The following is a 19,274-nucleotide window of genomic DNA, read 5'->3' as shown; positions in this document are numbered from 1 at the left end:
TTTATGCAAAGGGAAGTGATTTGGGATGATTAATATTACTGAAGAAAGTTATAAGGTTATCGAATATTTCAAAGAAAAAGCAGATTTATATATGGCGGGTAACCTTGATCCTACTAGATTTAAAGCATTTAGAGTTTCTATGGGAGTTTATGAGCAAAGAACTCCAGATTTTTATATGGTAAGGACTAGAATACCTGGTGGAGTAATTACGTTAGAGCAATTTAAGAAAATTAGTGATATCTCAAAAAAATATGCAAAAGGGTTATTGCGTTTTACTTCTAGGCAGGATATTCAGTTTCAAAGTGTTGAGCTTACAGATGTCTATAGTATTATGAAGGACCTTATAGAAGTGGGGATAATTACTAAAGGAACTGGTGGTAATACAGTAAGAAATGTTGAGTGTTCTCCTCTTTCAGGAGTGTCTATTAATGACGTATTTGACGTAACTAGTTATATGAGTGAGGTTACTAATTATTTGCTTAAAGACCCTACTACTATGAATCTCCCAAGGAAATATAAAATTGGTTTTTCAAACAGTCTTTTCGACACTGGAAATGCTACAATATCTGATTTAGGATTTATCGCAAGGATAGTTGATGGAAATAAAGGTTTTGAGGTTTACGGTGGTGGTGGTTTTGGAGGAAATCCGAAGGTATCACTAAAGCTAGAGGAGTTTATTAGTGCAAAAGATGTTTTATATTATGTCCAGGCTATGAAGGAACTCTTTGAAAAAGAAGGGGATAGAAGCAATAAGCATAAAGCAAGAATAAGGTATATTGTTGAAAGACTAGGTGAAGAAAAATTCAAACTAAGGCTTAATGAAGAACTAATAAGAATAAAAGATGATATAAATCTTGATTTAATAATAGATGATATCATAATTGATAAATATGAGCAAATTGCTGAAAGTTCTGAAATTAATAAGATGTATGAAAGTGTTCTATTCCAACAAAAACAAATTGGCTATAACTCTGTTTACGTACATCCTCAAGGTGGGAATTTAGAAGCGGTAAACCTTCAAAAAATGTTAGACTTTGTTAGTAAATTGGATTATGAAATATCTATAAGACTTGCAAATACTCAAAGCTTTTTTGTAAGAGATTTGAAAGACATTGATGCAAAAACATTATTAAAAATAATAGCACCTTTTTCATCAAATTTTAACATATATAATTCAGTAACTTGCGTTGGTGCATCAACTTGTCAATTAGGACTTTGTTTATCACAAAACTTATTACAAGCTATAAAGGAAGAATTTAGTGATAATACTGATGAGATTAAAGGATCACTTCCTAGAATCTTTATATCGGGATGTCCTAATTCCTGTGGTCGTCATCAAATAGGCAAAATAGGTTTAAGTGGAAGAGCAAAACGAACAGAAGATGGTCTAATGCCTACGTATACTGTATCATTTGGTGGTAGTGTTGGGCATGGCCTTGCTAAAATTGGAGAAGTATATGGGGATGTTCCTGCAAAGAAGATACCTATGTACCTTTTAGAGCTTGCTAAACTTAAAAAAACATCTGGTTATGAGTCTTTTGAAGAATTTTTAAATAATACTGATAAAGATGTAAGAGAGTTAACTAATAAATATGGAGCTATGGAAACATTTAAAGAAAACCCTGATCTTTATTATGACTTAGGATCAAGTGAGAAATTCTCTATTGAAGGACGGGGACCTGGTGAATGTAGTACAGGAGTCTTTGACGTTATAAAACTTGATTTATCAAATGCGCGGAGTTCTCTTTTAAAGTATAAATCCAGCAAAGAATCACAGGATTTGTACGATGCTACAGTGTCATCTGCGAGAACTCTTTTAGTATTAAAGGGCATAGATACAGCAAAGGATAAAGAAATATTCAAACAATTTAATATAAATTTTGTTGAAACAGGTTATGTTAATAAATCTGTTGTGGAACTTTTCGATACACTTCTTGATTACAAACTTTGCGATATCATGGATATAACAAATAAAGCAGAGCAAATTGAATACCTTTATAACAAAGTAAAAGAAATGTATGGATCATTAAATGGACAATTAGAAATAACACTTCCAAAGGAAGTATCGATTAATGTGTTAGAGGAATCGCCTATAAGTAAAGAATATGAAGTTATTGATTTTAGAGGAGTTACATGTCCAATGAATTTTGTAAAAGTTAAAATTCAACTTTCTAAAATAAAGTCTGGTGAAAAAAGAGGCTTTTATTTAGATGATGGTGATCCTATAAAAAATGTTCCTTTGAGTGTTTCAAAAGAAGGTAACAAGATAATATTGATTGACAATAATTTCGAAGGTTACAATTTACTAGTAGTTGAAAAAAAATAAACTCAGAGGTGTAAATATGAAATTTAACACTAAATTGATACATGGGAATCTAAAAACAGATGAAACAGGAGCAACTAATACACCTTTGCATTTATCAAATGCGTTTGCTCATAATGCGGCAGAAAAGTTAGAAAAGGTTATAAATCTGAATACAAAGATAGTATTTGGAGAAACATTAGGTAATCCAAAACTTGACGTACTCGATATAGAGGAAGTAGCTAAGGTTTGCAATAAACATAATATTATTTTTATTGTAGATTCTACGATAACAACCCCATTTATTATAAGACCAATTGAATATGGGGCAGATATTGTTATACATTCAACTTCTAAATATATAAATGGAACCTCAAATTCTATTGGTGGAATTATAGTGGATGGAGGAAGCAGTAAATATAAAGATATTAAGTATAAGAATTTTAGTGAATACTATAAAAAATTCGGAAAAATGGCGTACACTGCCAAACTTAGGAATACTGTAGGAAAAGATATCGGAGCATCACTTGCACCCTTTAATGCTTTCTTAAATCTAACTGGAATTGAAACATTAGCACTTAGAATGAGAGAACATAACACAAATACATTAGCAGTTGCTGAATTTTTAAGTAGTAATAGTAAGGTAACATCAGTAAATTATCCAAGTCTTCCAAGTTCTAAATATTATAATATTGCTCAAAAATATTATAAGAATGGAGCTAGTGGGGTTTTAACTTTCAGACTTGGAAGTAAAGAGAATGCTTTTAAGTTTATTAATAACTTGAAAATGATATTAAACATTACGAATATTGGAGACACTAAAACATTAATTATTCATCCTGCTTCAACAATATGTGCCAGTAACACTTTTGATGAAAAGGAGCAAATGGGAGTTTACGATGATTTGCTTAGACTTTCTGTTGGAATTGAAGATATTGAAGACATATTAGGTGATATTGAGGGAGCTATGAGTTCCATTAAATAATAGTTATAAATAGCAGCTTACATGATGTTATATCATGTAATGCTGCTTTTTTTAAGTTATCCTATTTATTTTTTAAAAAACAAAGGATTTTACAATATTTAGTCGAATTTAATATATTAGGTATAATATATTTTGTATATAAAAAACTATGAATAGGAAGTGATTTTTTTATGGAGGATAACAAAAATGAACACATTAAAATAATGGATATCGATCCATACCTTAAACCGTATGAAAGCGATATTAAACTTAGAATGAACGCATATTCATCTTCTAAGAAAAAATTGCTAGGGTATAAACAAAGTTTTAATTCTTTTGCAAATGGTGAATTATATTATGGCTTTCATTTAATGAAGGATGGATGGATTTATAGAGAATGGGCGCCTAATGCTGATGCTCTTTATTTGATTGGTGACTTTAATTATTGGGATCCACACACACATCCAATGCAAAAAAAAGAAAATGGAAATTGGGAAATTTTCTTGAAAGGATCGCGAGCTCTTAAACATATGTCTTTTGTTAAGGTAAGAGTAGAGGCTAATGGGAAATCAAGAGATAGAATTCCACTTTATATTAAGCGGACAGTTCAAGACCCTATTACTCATGATTTTGTAGGCCAAATTTGGCAGCCCGATAATGATTTCATTTGGCAGGATAGCGATTTCCATATTAAAAGTGAGAAATCATTATTTATATATGAGGCTCATGTTGGGATGGCACAGGAAAAAGAGGGCATTGGTACTTTTAATGAGTTTACAGAAAATATGCTTCCAAGGATAAAGGCTGAGGGTTATAATACATTGCAACTTATGGCAATTATGCAACATCCTTATTATGCTTCATTCGGTTATCAAGTATCTAATTTTTATGCAGTTTCTTCATGGTTTGGTACTCCAGAGGATTTAAAAACCTTGATTAATACGGCTCATAAAATGGGAATTGCAGTTTTACTTGATTTAGTACATTCTCATTCAATTAAGAATATAGCTGAGGGTATTAATGAGTTCGACGGAACTGATTATCAATTTTTCCATGCTGGTATTAAAGGAAATCATCCAGCTTGGGGTACAAAACTATTTAATTATGGAAAACCGGAGGTTATTCATTTTCTTTTATCTAATATTAAGTTTTGGCTTACTGAATACCATTTTGATGGTTATAGATTTGATGGTGTGTCATCGATGCTATACCATCACCAAGGATTAGGCGTAGCATTTACAGACTACAGTAAATATTTTAGTATGGAGACTGATATAGAAGCAATTACTTATCTTCAATTTGCAAATGATCTAATTCGTGAAATTAATCCTACAGCAGTAACAATAGCTGAGGATATGAGTGGTATGCCTGGAATGTGTATACCAGTAAGTTTTGGTGGTATAGGTTTTGATTATCGCTTATCTATGGGGGTACCTGATCTTTGGGTGAAAATATTAAAAGAGTTACCTGATGAAAAATGGAGTATGAATCAATTATGGCATGAATTAACTAGTAGGAGGCCTATGGAGAAAAATATAGGTTATTCTGAATCACATGATCAGGCCCTTGTAGGTGATAAAACAATAATGTTTAGGCTCGCCGGTAAGGAAATGTATTCACATATGCTCAAAGATGATGATAATTTAATAATAAATCGAGCAATGGAACTGGATAAGCTTATTAAATTTTTCACTATAACTTTAGGTGGAGAAGGATATTTGAATTTTATGGGCAATGAGTTTGGTCATCCGGAATGGATTGATTTCCCAAGAGAAGGCAATAATTGGAGCTATAAATATGCAAGAAGGCAATGGAGTCTGATGGAAAACAAGGATCTTAAGTATGAGTATTTATCTAATTTTGATAGAGATATGATAAAATTTATAAAACATTATAATGTTTTAAGTGCCACTGATCTACAAAATCTTTGGACTGATGAGAAACTTAAACTGCTTGCTTTCAGAAAGGCAGGACTCATATTTCTATTTAATTTTAATCCGTCTTGTTCTTTCCCAAGGTATGAGCTTCCGACTTCTGAAAATGGTGATTATAAGGTTGTTTTTAATAGCGATGAAGTTATGTTTGGTGGACAGAAAAGGATTAATACTAATTATATTTATCACTCCAATGCGTTGCAAGAAAAAATTGGTAATAATGGAATTATAATAAATATACCAAGCAGAACAGTGCTAGTATTAAAGAAAGTGTGAAAATAATAGTGCAGTCCTAGGAAGTTTCTCCGGAAGTGACTCCAAATAAGAAGAGCAGAAACATTGAAAATCCATTTAGTAATTCTTCTTTTGCCAATATAAAACTCACGTGAGCCTTCTGTAAGGAAGGCTAGCGAACCGGCTGTAAGCCGAATGTGAGTGCTAGAGAAATTTATATTGGCAAAAGATTAGAATTAATTGATGGATTTTCACGTTTCAAGCTCTTATTTGTAGTCACGCAGGAGAAATTTCATAGTCCACGCACTCTTAGTTGTTTTTTATCCTCTTAATGAAGTTTCTCCCATTAAGTATTCATCAATATTTTTAGTAACTAAACGACCCTCATATATTGCCCAAACAACTAATGATTGACCTTTTTTCATGTCGCCAGCAGCAAAAACACCTTTAGTTTTAGTCATATAATCATCATCTACAATTACATTGCCACGGATATCAAAATCTAAACCTAGATCAGTAAGCAAGCCTTCATGTTGTGGATGTAAAAAACCCATAGCTAAAATAACTAGGTCAACTTTTAGCTCAAATTCTGATCCTGGTATTTCAATCATTTGCATCCCTTTTTCAGTATGTGTCCATTCCACTCTAGAAGCATGAAGTGTATTGACAATGCCACCTTCACCAGTAAATTTTCTTGTAGTAACATTCCAATCACGATTACAACCTTCTTCATGAGAAGTTGTAGTTTTTAATGTTCTAGGATATGTTGGCCATGGCATTGAATCATCACGATCAATAGGAGGTTTTGGCATAATTTCATACTGGTATACACTCTTAGCACCTTGCCTAATAGCTGTGCCTATGCAATCAGAACCTGTATCCCCACCACCTAGTACTAGTACTACTTTGTCTTTAGCATTTATTTCGGTAGTTTCTAGTTCTTTGCCCGAAACTCTTTTATTTTGTTGTTTCAGATAATCCATAGCAAAGTGTACACCTTTAAGATTACGTCCTTCGACCTTCAAATCACGAGGGATTGTACTTCCACCGGTTAAAGCCACAGCATCAAACTGCGCTAAAAGATCTTTTGCAGAATAATCTACGCCAACATTTACGTTAGTTTTAAAATTAACGCCTTCTTCCTTCATAAAATTAACACGTCTCTCGACTATACTTTTATCTAATTTGAAATCTGGTATACCATAACGCAAAAGCCCACCTATTTCGTCGTCCCTCTCAAATACAGTTACATCATGTCCTACTGAATTAAGTTCGGCAGCTGCGGCAAGACCTGATGGACCAGAACCAATTATAGCAACTTTTTTACCAGTTCTTACCCTCGGTTCGAGTGGGTTTGTCCATCCTTCTTCAAATGCTTTTTCAATAATATTTAATTCAATTTCCTTTATTGCGATAGGATCTCTATTAACACCTAATGTGCATGAACCTTCACAAGGAGCAGGGCAAATTCTGCCTGTGAATTCTGGAAAATTATTTGTAAGCGTTAGTCTATCATATGCTTTTTCCCATTTCTTTTTATATACCATGTCATTCCAATCTGGAATTAAGTTTCCAAGAGGACAGCCCCAGTTACAAAAGGGGACGCCACACTCCATGCACCTTGCACCTTGTTGACGTAATTTATCAACTGGGAATTTAATGAATAATTCTTTAGAGTCCTTAATTCTATCTTTAACAGGGCGTTTTTTTGCAGTTTCTCTTTTGAATTCTCTGAAACCTTGCAATTTTCCCAAATTTAACACCTCCAAAATTGAAAAGTATGAACTGTTCTAAGTAAAGAGGAACAGTTCTATATCTTCTATTTACCTTCTAATATTGCTTTATAAGCGGTTGGAATTACTTTCTTAAACTTTAATTTATATTCATTCCAATTATTTAAAATTATATTAGCCTTGTTACTGTTAGTAGCATCGAAATGTTCTTTTATTATTGAATAAAGCTGATCTAGATCTGATTTTGAGATTATTGATTCAACTTCAATCATTTCCATATTACATTTTGATTTAAAAGTTTCATTCTCATCTATAACATATGCAATACCGCCGCTCATTCCAGCTCCAAAGTTTCTGCCTGTTATTCCAATAATAACTACAACTCCACCAGTCATATATTCACAACCGTGATCTCCAATTCCTTCGGCTACAGCCTCAGCTCCTGAATTTCTTACTGCAAAACGTTCACCTACAAGTCCGTTTATAAATAATTTACCAGAAGTTGCTCCGTAAAGAATAGTGTTACCAGCAATGAAGTTTTCATCTTGAATAAAGGTACAATTTTCTGGTGTCTTTACTATAATTTTAGCACCAGATAATCCTTTTCCAACATAATCATTTGCATCTCCCACTAATTTTAATGTTAACCCATTAGCACCAAATGCTCCGAAACTTTGACCGGCAGCTCCAACAAAATTTAATGTTATTGTGTCATCTGGAAGCCCAGCAGCACCATATTTCATAGCAATTCTTCCACTTAACATTGCACCAACAGAACGATTAACATTTTCAATTTCTAAGTTAAAGGTGCTTTTTCTTCCATTTTCTAAAGATTCTTTTGCCATTTCAATAAGTTTATAATCTAAAGAATTGTCTAAACCATGATTCTGCGCAATTACACAGTAACGTTTAATTCTTTTTGGCATATCAGGTTTATATAAAATATTTGATAAATCTAGATTTTTTGCTTTCCAATGAGTGATAGCTTTTTTAGGACTAATTTTATCCACTCTACCTACCATTTCATTCATAGTCCTAAATCCAATTTTTGCCATATATTCCCTTATTTCCATTGCAATAAAGGTAAAGAAGTTTACAACATATTCAGGTTTGCCCTTGAAATTCTTACGAAGCTTTGGGTCTTGAGTAGCTATACCCATATCACAAGTGTTTAAGTGACAATTTCTTAGCATAGTACAACCGAGTACTACAAGCGCTGTAGTTGCAAATCCAAATTCTTCTGCTCCAAGAAGTGCAGCGATAACAACATCACGACCAGTTTTAAGCTGACCATCAGTTTGAACTGTTACTCTGCTTCTTAAATTATTTAATAAAAGTACTTGTTGAGTCTCAGCAAGTCCAAGCTCCCAAGGAAGTCCTGCATGTTTAATAGATGATAGGGGAGAAGCGCCGGTTCCACCATCATGACCACTTATAACTATAGCATCTGAATGTGCTTTAACAACTCCAGCAGCTATTGTTCCAACACCTAATTCAGAAACTAACTTTGTACTTATTCGTGCATGAGGATTTACACTCTTTAAATCATAAATAAGCTGAGCTAAATCTTCAATTGAGTATATATCATGATGAGGTGGAGGTGATATTAAATCAATTCCAGGTGTTGAATGCCTAAGCCTTGCGATATTAACATCAACTTTTTTACCAGGTAGTTGACCACCTTCACCAGGCTTTGCTCCTTGAGCTATCTTAATTTGTAATTCATCTGCATTAACGAGGTATTCAGTTGTAACCCCAAATCTAGCGGAAGCTATTTGTTTAATTGCACTTCGTCTTAAATCTCCATTCTGATCAACCTTGAATCTTTCAGGATCTTCTCCACCTTCGCCAGTGTTGCTTTTGCCACCAAGTCTATTCATAGCTATAGCCATAGTTTCATGAGCTTCCTTACTAATAGATCCAAATGACATTGCACCTGAGCAGAAACGCTTAACTATTTCACTAATAGGTTCTACCTGTTCTATTGGAATTTCATTCCCATAATTAAGTTCAAATAATCCTCTAATTGTGCATAAATGTTTGTCCTGATCATTTATGTTCTTTGAGTATTCCTTATATAATTTATAATCATTAGTTCTTGCAGCTACTTGAAGTTTATATATTGTATCAGGGTTAAATAAGTGATATTCCCCTTCTTTTCTCCAAGAATATAATCCACCCACATCTAGTTCAGCTATGGGTTTCCTTAACTTGTTAAAGGCATTTTTATGTCTTATTAATACTTCTTTTGCCACAGTTTCAATACCGATTCCACCTATTCTAGAGGGTGTTCCTCCAAAGTATTTTTGTAGAAACTTAGAGTTTAAGCCAACTGCATCAAAAATTTGTGCTCCATGATAACTTTGAATAGTTGATATTCCCATCTTTGATAGTATCTTTAAAAGACCTTGTGATATAGCATGTATATAGTTCTCATGGGCTTTTTCTATTGAAATATTTTCTATGTCACCCTCATTTATAATATTATCAATTGATTTAAATGCAAGGTATGGGTTAACACCAGTTGCACCATAACCAATTAGTAATGCAAAATGCATAGTTTCTCTTGCTTCTCCTGTTTCAACTATTAAAGAAACAAAGGTTCTGGTTTTTTCCCTTGTTAAATGTTGTTGTACAGCAGATAATGCAAGTAAACTTGGGATGGCAGCATCGTAAGAATCTACTAATCTATCACTAAGAACGATAATGTTATATCCTTCTTTAATTCTTGCAGATGCTCTTTCACAAATTTTATCAAGTGCCATTTTAAAACCTTCAATGCCAGTATCTGCCTTAAAAGTTATAGGAATTGTTGTTGTTTTAAAAGCATTATCTTTTAAATTCTTAATTTTAGCCATTTCCAAATTAGTTAAAAGGGGTCTACTTATTTCAATAAATGGATTGTTATTAGAATCCTGATTTAAAACATTATACTGAGAGCCAACATAGTTCATTAAAGACATTACCATTTTTTCTCTAATTGAATCAATTGGAGGATTGGTAACTTGTGCAAAAAGTTGCTTAAAATAAGCAAATAAAAGTTGTGGTTTGTTAGATAAAACAGCCAGTGGAGTATCGTTTCCCATAGAACCGATAGGTTCCTTCCCGTCTTTTGCCATTGGAGACAAAATAAGTTTTAAATCTTCTAGAGTATAACCAAATGCTTGCTGTTTCTCTTTTAAAATATCTTTATCTATTATAATTTCATCAACTACACCTTCAAAATCTTCTAGATATAGTTTGTTTTTTAAAACCATCTCACCATATGGCTTATTTGTACAAACTGTTTTTTTTATTTCGTCGTCTGTAATTATTCGTCCTTCATTAGTATCAATTAGGAACATCTTTCCCGGTTGAAGTTTGCCCTTTTTTTTGATATCTTCTGGTTTAAATTTAAGTACTCCAGCTTCAGATGCAAGAACAGCAAAACCATCCTTTGTTATTACATATCTTGCAGGTCTAAGTCCATTTCTATCAAGGGTTGCACCTATTCGAATTCCATCTGTAAATGCAACAACGGCTGGTCCATCCCAAGGTTCAATGAGAGATCCATGATATTCGTAAAATGATTTTTTATAATCTTTCATATCATCGTTTGTAGTCCAAACTTCAGGAATCAACATCATTAAACTATGAGGTAGAGATCTTCCATCCATTTTTAATAGTTCTAACATGTTATCTAACGAAGCTGAGTCACTACCATTAGGACTAATAATTGGGAATAACTTCTTAAGATTTTCTCCGTACACCTTAGATTTTATTATTCCTTCTCGTGCATTCATCCAGTTTCGATTCCCACGAATAGTGTTTATTTCTCCATTATGAGCCAAATATCTAAAAGGTTGAGCTAAATCCCACGTTGGAAAGGTGTTTGTACTATATCTTTGATGAACAAGACAAAGAGCACTTTTAAAATTTATGTCTTGTAAATCAATGTAAAAACCCTTTATTTGGTCAGCAAGTAAAAGTCCTTTGTAAACAATTGTTCTGCTAGAAAGACTACAGATATAGAAATATTCTGTATTTCTATTAACTAATTTAATTACTTCACTTTCAGCTCTTTTTCTTATAATATAAAGTCTTCTTTCAAATTCTTCTTGCAGTTCATCTTCTGAAAGTGATTCATCTCTAAAAGTCGACCCTATAAATATTTGTCTTATAATAGGTTCGGTTCCTTTTGCTGTGTCACCAATGTTTCTGCTATCAACTGGGACAGATCTCCAGCCTATTATTTTTTGTCCTTCTTCTTCTGCAATTCTCTCGAATATTCCTTCACATTGAAATCTTAACGCCGGTTCTTTTGGTAAAAAAGTCATTCCTACAGCGTATTTCCCGATTCTAGGTAATTCAAGTCCTAAATTGTCACAACTAATTCTAAAAAATTCATCTGGAATTTGAACGAGTATACCTGCACCATCCCCAGTTTTAGGATCTGCACCTACTGCACCTCTATGGGTTAAATTCACAAGAACCTTTAGCCCTTTTTTTATAATACCGTTGGTTTTTTCGCCTCTGACATTCACTACAAAGCCAACGCCACAATTATCTTTTTCATTAGCAGGATCATATAACCCCTGCTTTTCAGGATAACCAATGCTATTATTCACAATATTACCCCCTTCTATTTTTATAAACTAATAATATAAATTGTACCACGATTCTATGATTTTGCAAGTTAGATTTTTTAATGAGTCAAAATTAACAATTTACAGACTATTGATAAGAAATTTACTAATATAAGTGTTTTTATTGTCTAATAATAAAAGCAACAATCATTGAAAATAAATTTCAATGATTGTTGCCAAGGAAAGAGACTGTATTATTATGTCTGATTTTTCTAAAAAGTTTATCAAGTAAATTTATTCTTTTAACTTTCTAATAAAAAATCATAATTTTCTTTTATAAAGTTTAATATAACAGTTGCTATTAATGATTGACCCTCTACATTTGGATGTATTCCATCTTTGCATAAAAACTGAGTGTAATCACTATGCTTTAAAAATTCAGAACGAACATCAATAAGTACAGTACCAGTTTCTTTAGCTACCTGAGAAATCATTTTACTATATGAATTGTGCCAAGTAAAAAGTCTATCCTTCGTTCCGAGCCAATGTAAAATATTTTTTTCAGAAGTAATATTTTCCTTTGAAATCCAGTTAAAATACTTTAAAGGATCAAGTGGAGGCAAAGTCAAAAGTACAGGTATTATGTGATTATTCTTTAGCGTATCAACCATTGAAAGTAATGTTTCGCGAAAAGTAGATATATCAGTGTTTGGTTTATATTCCATTTCTGGATTTTTGGCGATTTCATCCCATTTATAATCGCAATCATTACCACCAAACTCTACTAAAACCATATCAGGAGATTTTTTAATCACATCATTGTACATTTTAAGTGCTCCACGTATAATTGTATTACCAAATTTACCTGCGTTGTACACAGGACCTTTTATTTTATTCTCAACAATACTTGTAAAATTTTCTTTTAAAGTTGCATATCTAGATTTTTTATCATCGTAAATAACACCCTTTGTAATAGAATCACCATATGCTACTATAATGTAGCTATCTTTAACTTCCATAATATACCTCCATAAAACTAAATTATATTACTTATTCTATATTAATATAATACCATATAAATACAAACATTTCAATACATAGTTATCAAAACTACGTTAAATATTGAATTTTTTTTAAGTTACTTATTTAATATAGTATTACCATTATTATTTGGTATATTCTATGGAAAACAATAAAATAGTGTAAGTAATGTAATTGTTGACAATTGATTAAACTAATGATAATATACACCTAACCTATAGGAAAGGTATGATTGGTTTAGAAGAATACTTTATAAATTATATCTAATTAAATACTTCTGACAAAATAGTTAAAAGTTGAAAGTTATTATTATGTAGAAGGGAATAGTTGTGAAAGAAAATATTAATCTATTGAAGATATGTATTATTTAAAATATATATTATATTGAATATTTCAATATAACTAATTTTAGTAGGAGGCCCACATTGGAAAATTCAAAGAAATTTAAAATTTCAGGGGCAATACTAGCAGGTATTTTAATTATTGCTGGATTAGCTGGGTGTTCAAAAAAAGTGGTAAATAAGAATGTTGATGTTAGGGTTGGATATTTCCCAAATATCACCCATTCGCAAGCTCTTGTAGGACGTGAACAAGGTAGCTTTCAAAAGGCTATTGGAACGAAAAACAAATTAGTGTGGAAATTATTTAATGCAGGACCTGCAGAAGTAGAAGCATTGTTTGCAAAAGCTATTGATATTGCATATATTGGGCCTGGCCCTGCTATAAATGGATATGCAAAATCTAAGGGAGATATTCAAATTATTGCAGGTGCAACGGATGCAGGTGCAATATTCGTATCTAAAAAAGGAATGGTTATTAAGAATTTAAAGGATTTGAGTGGCAAAAAAATTGCAGTTCCACAGTTTGGAAATACTCAAGATTTAACACTTAGGAACATAATGTCTGAAAATGGACTTAAGGATAAAATAAAGGGTGGAACAGTTGAAGTAAGGCAAGCATCAAATGCTGACATTTTATCATTATTAAAAAAAGGTGACATAGATGCTGCATTAGTACCTGAACCTTGGGGATCAAGACTTATTAAAGAGGCAAGATCGAATATTATCTTGGATTACAAAGACTTATTTATGCAAGGAAAATATACGACAGCTGTAGTAGTTGTGAGAACAGAATTTTTAAAGGATCATCCATTGATTGTTAAAAATTTTATTAAAGCACATGTAGAAGCTACTACTTATATTAATAAGAATCCAGGTAGTTCTAAATTAATTGTTAATAAGCAGATTACTGAGCTAACAAAAAAAGGAATAGAAAAAGATGTTTTAGATGCTGCGTTCAATAGATTAACAGTTACAAATAATCCAGAAAAGGATTCTGTTTTAGATTTTGTTAAATTTTCACTTCAAGAAGGGTTCTTAAGATTGAATCCGGACACAAAGAATTTGTTTAACCTAACAATTCTAAATAAGGTTTTAAAAGAAAAAGGTCAAGTTCAAATCAAATAAAAGAGGTGATAAGTTTGAGTCTTATAGTTAAGGACGTTAGTAAGGAGTTTATTTCAAAGCATAAGAAAACAAGTACACTTGAAAATTTCAATTTAGAAATTACAAAGGGTGACTTTGTATGCATATTAGGTCCATCTGGTTGTGGAAAATCAACTTTACTAAATATTTTAGCAGGACTTGAAAAAGCAACCACAGGTGTTGTACTACTTAATGGTAATGAAATAACAGGTCCTGGGCCTGATAGAACAGTGATGTTTCAGGAAGCTGCATTATTTCCATGGCTTAAGGTAATAGATAATGTAGAGTTTGGCATGAAGATGGCTGGAATGCCTAAGGAAGATAGATATAAGAAGGCTATTCATTATTTAAAAATGGTACATTTATCAAAATTTCAAGATTCTTATGTTTATGAGTTATCAGGTGGAATGAAGCAAAGAGTAGCTCTTGCCCGTGCACTATCTCTTGATTCTGAAATACTGCTAATGGATGAACCTTTTGCTGCCCTTGACAGTCAGACTAAAATGATGCTGCAACAAGAGTTGCAACGAATATGGGTAAATACAAAAAAAACAATTATTTTTATTACCCATAATGCAGAAGAAGCAGTTTATTTGGCTAATAGAGTTGTAGTTATGGCAGCTAATCCTGGTAGAATAAAACAAGAATTTAGGATAGAACTTGCAAGGCCTAGGGAAATGGAAAGTTCTGATATAGCTTATTATACATCTAAGATAATGAAAGCATTAAAAGAGGAGGTGGAGAAGGTTGCAAAAGCAGAATACGATGGTGATTGGAATATTGAAGAAAATACTGTTCTATATACTCCTGATAATGATATGGGAGGGGATTTATAAGCTAGGTGTTGATATTTTTAAAATTTGGAAACCATATATTTTCCCATCACCTTTTGACGTTTTTGGTACTTTACTTTCACTTATAAAAGATAACACAATAGGAATAGCTATTGTTGCAAGTTTAAAGAGAATTGTAGTTGGATATTTTATATCAGTAATAATAGGGTTGACGTTAGGACTTACAATTGCTAAATTCAAGTATTTAGATGAAAATCTAGGACCATTAATTTTAGGACTACAAACTTTACCAAGTATTTGCTGGTTGCCTTTTGCTATTCTTTGGTTTGGTCTTAGTGAGATTTCAATTATTTTCGTAATTGCAATTGGTTCAACATTCGCAGTGGCAATATCAGTTAAATATGCAATACAAAATGTAAATCCATTATATATAAGAGCAGCAAAAACAATGGGTGCAAAGGGTAGTAAGGTTTATACCCATGTTATTTTGCCTGCAGCATTACCTGATATAGTTAGTGGACTTAAGCAGGGTTGGTCATTTGCATGGAGGGCTTTGATGGCAGGAGAAATGTTATCGTCAACAAAGGGTCTTGGTCAAGTGCTTATGGTAGGGCGTGATCTTGCAGACATTAGCCAAGTTGTAGCCGTAATGATAGTAATAATAATTCTTGGACTATTCGTTGACAAACTTGTTTTTTCAAGACTCGAGATAAATATGAGACATAAATGGGGCCTTGATAGGGCATAGTTTTATAATAGTGATGGAGGTTAATATAAATGAGCATAGAAAATCTTACCTGGCATGATACTTTTGTAACTCGAGATGAGCGCGAAAATCTATTATCACAAAAATCAAGGTTATTATGGCTTACTGGGTTATCAGGTTCTGGAAAGTCAACAGTAGCAAATGCTTTAGATATAAGATTAAATGAAATGGGTAAAGCAACCTATCTATTAGATGGAGATAATATTCGCCTAGGTATAAACTCGGATCTTGGGTTTTCAAAGGAAGATAGAAATGAAAATATTAGGCGAATTAGCGAAATTGGAAAATTGTTTGTAGATTCAGGATTAATAACCATTGCTTGTTTCATATCTCCATTAAAGGTGAATCGTGAAATGGCACGTAAAACAATAGGCGATGACTTTATTGAAGTATTTATTGATTGCCCCTTAGATGAATGCGAAAAAAGAGATCCTAAAAATTTATATAAAAAGGCAAGAAAAGGCTTGATTAAAGAATTTACAGGTATATCTGCTCCTTATGAAAAACCTGAAAATCCTGAAATTGTTGTAAACACAAAGGAAAAAACAGTAGATCAATGTGTAGATCAAATATTGGACTATTTAAAGGTAGGTATCTAAAATAGAATAATATATTTATAGCTGTTTTATTTTAGATATCTTAGATAGGAGGATATAATGAGGCTTAAAACAAAAATATTAGAAACAGATGTATTAGTAGTTGGTGGAGGCACCGCTGGATGTTATGCAGCATTAACATTAAGTAAGAAGGAAGATATTAATATTATTGTAGCAGACAAGGCTAATATTAGAAGAAGTGGGTGTTTAGCTGCAGGAGTAAATGCAATAAATGCCTACATTAATAAAGGTCATACCCCAGAAGAATTTGTAGATTATGTTAAAAATGAAGCTGAGGGTATAATAAGAGAAGATTTAGTATATTCCATAGCTAAGAATCTAACTAAGGTTACAAAACACATGGAGAGTATAGGACTTACTATTTTAAAAGATTCAGAGGGTGAATATGTGACTCGAGGCAAACGAAGTATTAAAATTAACGGAGAAAACATAAAGCCACTTCTTGCAAATGAGGTCAATTTAAAGCAAAATGTAAATGTTTTAAACAATGTAAATATAATAGATTACATTGTTAAAGATGATGTGGTTATTGGTGCTTATGGTTTTCATATACAAGAAAACATATTTTATGTGATTTATTCGAAAGCTGTAATTTGTACTACCGGAGGAGCGTCTGGTCTATATAAACCCAATAATCCTGGCTTTTCTAAACATAAGATGTGGTATTCGCCTTTTAATACTGGGGCGGGTTATGCTATGGGTATAAGAGCCGGAGCTGAAATGACCTCTTTTGAAATGAGATTTATTGCTTTAAGGTGTAAAGATACTATAGCACCAACAGGTACAGTGGCTCAAGGTATTGGTGCAAGGCAAGTTAATGCTAGTGGAGATGAATATGTAAAAAATTATGGAAAACAATTAACGGCTATAAGATTATTTGCAACTGTAGAAGAGAATAGTAAAGGCCATGGACCTTGTTATTTGAAAACAAAAGGCATTTCAGATGAAACTGAGGAAGAACTTTATAAGGCGTATCTTAATATGGCACCAGCTCAGACTTTGAAGTGGATTGAAGATGGTATTGGACCAAGCATGGAGAACCTTGAGATAGAAGGTACAGAACCTTATATAGTTGGTGGACATGCAGCTAGTGGATATTGGGTGGATACAAAAAGAGCTTCAACTATTTCCGGCTTATATGCAGCGGGAGACGTTGCTGGAGGAAGTCCTAAAAAATATGTGACTGGTTGTTTCGTAGAAGGTGAAATTGCAGCTTGTGCGGCAATTGAATTTATAGAAAACAAGAAAAATAAGAAAATTGATGATGAAAAAATTTCATCTAAAATAAAATTATTAGAAACTTTTCTTTCTAATAAGGATAGCTTATTTTCTATAAATGGTATTGAAGAGGCTATGCAAAAGGTAATGGATGAATATGCAGGTGGTATATCTAAGAATTATGTTTTTAATTCTTCTAAGTTACAAATTGCTAGCAAAAAAATAGAAGAACTTTTAGTTCTTTCAAATAATTTAAGTGCTAAAGATATGCGAGAACTACTTCAAATATACGAAGTTATTGATAGACTATATGTCTGTAAAGTTTTAATAGTTCACCTTTTAGCAAGGAAAGAAACTCGCTGGAAATGTTATGGTGAAAATGCAGATTTCAAGGAAAAAGACGAAAACTTGCTTAAGTATGTAAATACTATATATAAGGAAGGCACGGTTCAGGTTGTCTTTAGAAACTTAGTAAAGCGAGATGAAGTTTATGAGCATTAAAATAGATTTACAAAAATGCGTGGGTTGTGGTAAATGTCTTAATACTTGCCCTGGAAATCTTATATTTAAAAATGATGAAGAGAAGGCTTTTATTAAATACCCTGATGAGTGTTGGGGTTGTACTGCCTGTCTTAAAGAATGTCCAGTCCAGGCTATAAATTATTATCTGGGCGTCGATATTGGTGGCAAAGGAACTTACTTAAATACTAAAAAAGAAAAAAATCTTCTTCATTGGCACATCTTTAAGCCAAATAAGGTCGAGATAATCATTACAACAAATGAAACTGAAGGTAATAAATATTAGGGAGGTTAAATTATGGATCATTTAGATGAATTAGAAGCAGAAAGTATTTTCATATTAAGAGAATCTTATAAGAAATTAGGTAAACTTGGAATGTTATGGTCAATAGGTAAGGATTCAACAGTATTATTGTGGTTATCGAAGAAGGCATTTTTCGGACATTCTCCTTTTCCATTTATTCATGTAGACACAAAACATAAAATTCCTGCCATGATCGAATACAGAGATAAAATTGCTAAAGAGTTTAATATCGACCTTATAGTGCATACAAATCAAGAGGCAATCGACGCAGGTATGGGACCAGATAAAGGAAGACTAGTTTGTTGCAAGGCACTAAAAACAGATGGCCTTCAACAAGTGGTTACTAAATATGAATTTGATGGATTGATTCTTGGAATTAGAAGTGACGAGGAAGGTTCTAGGTCTAAGGAACGAGTATTTAGTGAAAGAAATAAGGATTCCGAATGGGACTACACTAATCAAGCTCCAGAACTTTGGGATCAATTTAAAACTGATTTTCCAAAAGGAAATCATATAAGGGTTCATCCTATACTTCATTGGAATGAAATTGATATATGGTCATATATACAAAGAGAAAAAATACCGCTTATAGATTTGTATTTTGCAAAAAACGGTGAGAGATATAGAAGCCTTGGATGTGCTGAGTGTACAGGCAAGATAAAGTCTAATGCAACAACAATTGATCAGATAATTGAAGAGCTAAAGGTTACTACAACAGGAGAAAGAGCAGGCAGGGCTCAAGATCAAGAGGATGCTTATGCTATGCAAAAACTTCGTAAAGATGGTTACATGTAAGGGA

General features: G+C 32.5%; 13 protein-coding genes. 10 read left to right on the top strand and 3 right to left on the bottom strand.

Annotation, left to right across the window (positions count from 1 at the left end; translation table 11 throughout):
- Window positions 1-25: 25 nt before the first annotated feature.
- The 3 genes from Q0649_RS04960 (at window position 26) to Q0649_RS04950 (ending at window position 5,476) form a co-directional block, all read left to right on the top strand.
- On the top strand, window positions 26-2,326 hold the full coding sequence (locus Q0649_RS04960; RefSeq protein ID WP_298838233.1) for a sulfurtransferase TusA family protein: 2,301 nt from the start codon (window positions 26-28) through the stop codon (window positions 2,324-2,326).
- A gap of 16 nt (window positions 2,327-2,342) precedes the next feature.
- A complete protein-coding gene (locus Q0649_RS04955; RefSeq protein ID WP_298838230.1) occupies window positions 2,343-3,287 on the top strand; it encodes a PLP-dependent transferase in 945 nt (314 codons plus the stop codon).
- 170 nt (window positions 3,288-3,457) lie between these two features.
- Window positions 3,458-5,476 carry an alpha-amylase family glycosyl hydrolase gene (locus Q0649_RS04950; RefSeq protein WP_298838227.1) on the top strand — a complete coding sequence of 673 codons (2,019 nt, stop codon included), beginning with the start codon at window positions 3,458-3,460 and terminating at the stop codon, window positions 5,474-5,476.
- Window positions 5,477-5,754: 278 nt separating this feature from the next.
- On the opposite strand, the gene Q0649_RS04945 is transcribed toward Q0649_RS04950, so the two are convergent.
- The 3 genes from Q0649_RS04945 to Q0649_RS04935 form a co-directional block, all read right to left on the bottom strand.
- Window positions 5,755-7,188, bottom strand: coding sequence for a glutamate synthase subunit beta (locus Q0649_RS04945; RefSeq protein WP_298838224.1), 1,434 nt, complete (start codon window positions 7,186-7,188; stop codon window positions 5,755-5,757).
- Between the two features lie 65 nt (window positions 7,189-7,253).
- A complete protein-coding gene (gene gltB / locus Q0649_RS04940; RefSeq protein ID WP_298838222.1) occupies window positions 7,254-11,774 on the bottom strand; it encodes a glutamate synthase large subunit in 4,521 nt (1,506 codons plus the stop codon).
- A gap of 260 nt (window positions 11,775-12,034) precedes the next feature.
- Complete coding sequence (locus Q0649_RS04935) at window positions 12,035-12,751, bottom strand: SGNH/GDSL hydrolase family protein (RefSeq protein WP_298838219.1); 717 nt, start codon at window positions 12,749-12,751, stop codon at window positions 12,035-12,037.
- Window positions 12,752-13,198: 447 nt separating this feature from the next.
- Between Q0649_RS04935 and Q0649_RS04930 the strand changes: the two genes are divergently transcribed.
- From Q0649_RS04930 to cysD, 7 genes are read left to right on the top strand one after another with little or no spacing between them, the layout of a single operon-like run.
- Window positions 13,199-14,239: an aliphatic sulfonate ABC transporter substrate-binding protein gene (locus Q0649_RS04930; RefSeq protein WP_298838216.1), complete on the top strand. Its 1,041-nt coding sequence runs from the start codon at window positions 13,199-13,201 to the stop codon at window positions 14,237-14,239.
- A gap of 14 nt (window positions 14,240-14,253) precedes the next feature.
- The gene (locus tag Q0649_RS04925; RefSeq protein ID WP_298838213.1) at window positions 14,254-15,093 is read left to right on the top strand and encodes an ABC transporter ATP-binding protein; all 840 of its coding nucleotides are present in this window, start codon (window positions 14,254-14,256) and stop codon (window positions 15,091-15,093) included.
- Window positions 15,071-15,799 carry an ABC transporter permease gene (locus tag Q0649_RS04920; RefSeq protein ID WP_298838210.1) on the top strand — a complete coding sequence of 243 codons (729 nt, stop codon included), beginning with the start codon at window positions 15,071-15,073 and terminating at the stop codon, window positions 15,797-15,799. The genes Q0649_RS04925 and Q0649_RS04920 overlap by 23 nt, the downstream gene beginning before the upstream one ends.
- A gap of 29 nt (window positions 15,800-15,828) precedes the next feature.
- Window positions 15,829-16,416, top strand: a complete 588-nt coding sequence (gene cysC / locus Q0649_RS04915) for an adenylyl-sulfate kinase (protein ID WP_298838207.1) — start codon at window positions 15,829-15,831, stop codon at window positions 16,414-16,416.
- 57 nt (window positions 16,417-16,473) lie between these two features.
- A complete protein-coding gene (locus tag Q0649_RS04910) occupies window positions 16,474-18,153 on the top strand; it encodes an adenylyl-sulfate reductase subunit alpha (RefSeq protein WP_298838204.1) in 1,680 nt (559 codons plus the stop codon).
- The gene (locus tag Q0649_RS04905) at window positions 18,143-18,457 is read left to right on the top strand and encodes a ferredoxin family protein (protein ID WP_298838201.1); all 315 of its coding nucleotides are present in this window, start codon (window positions 18,143-18,145) and stop codon (window positions 18,455-18,457) included. Before Q0649_RS04910 ends, Q0649_RS04905 begins: the two co-directional genes overlap by 11 nt.
- Window positions 18,458-18,469: 12 nt before the next feature.
- A complete protein-coding gene (gene cysD, locus Q0649_RS04900) occupies window positions 18,470-19,270 on the top strand; it encodes a sulfate adenylyltransferase subunit CysD (RefSeq protein ID WP_298838198.1) in 801 nt (266 codons plus the stop codon).
- The last annotated feature ends 4 nt before the right edge of the window (window positions 19,271-19,274 follow it).

The organism is uncultured Clostridium sp., from assembly GCF_937920395.1.
Lineage (GTDB): Bacteria > Bacillota > Clostridia > Clostridiales > Clostridiaceae > Clostridium_AD.
This window is presented reverse-complemented; position numbering and strand designations above follow the sequence as displayed.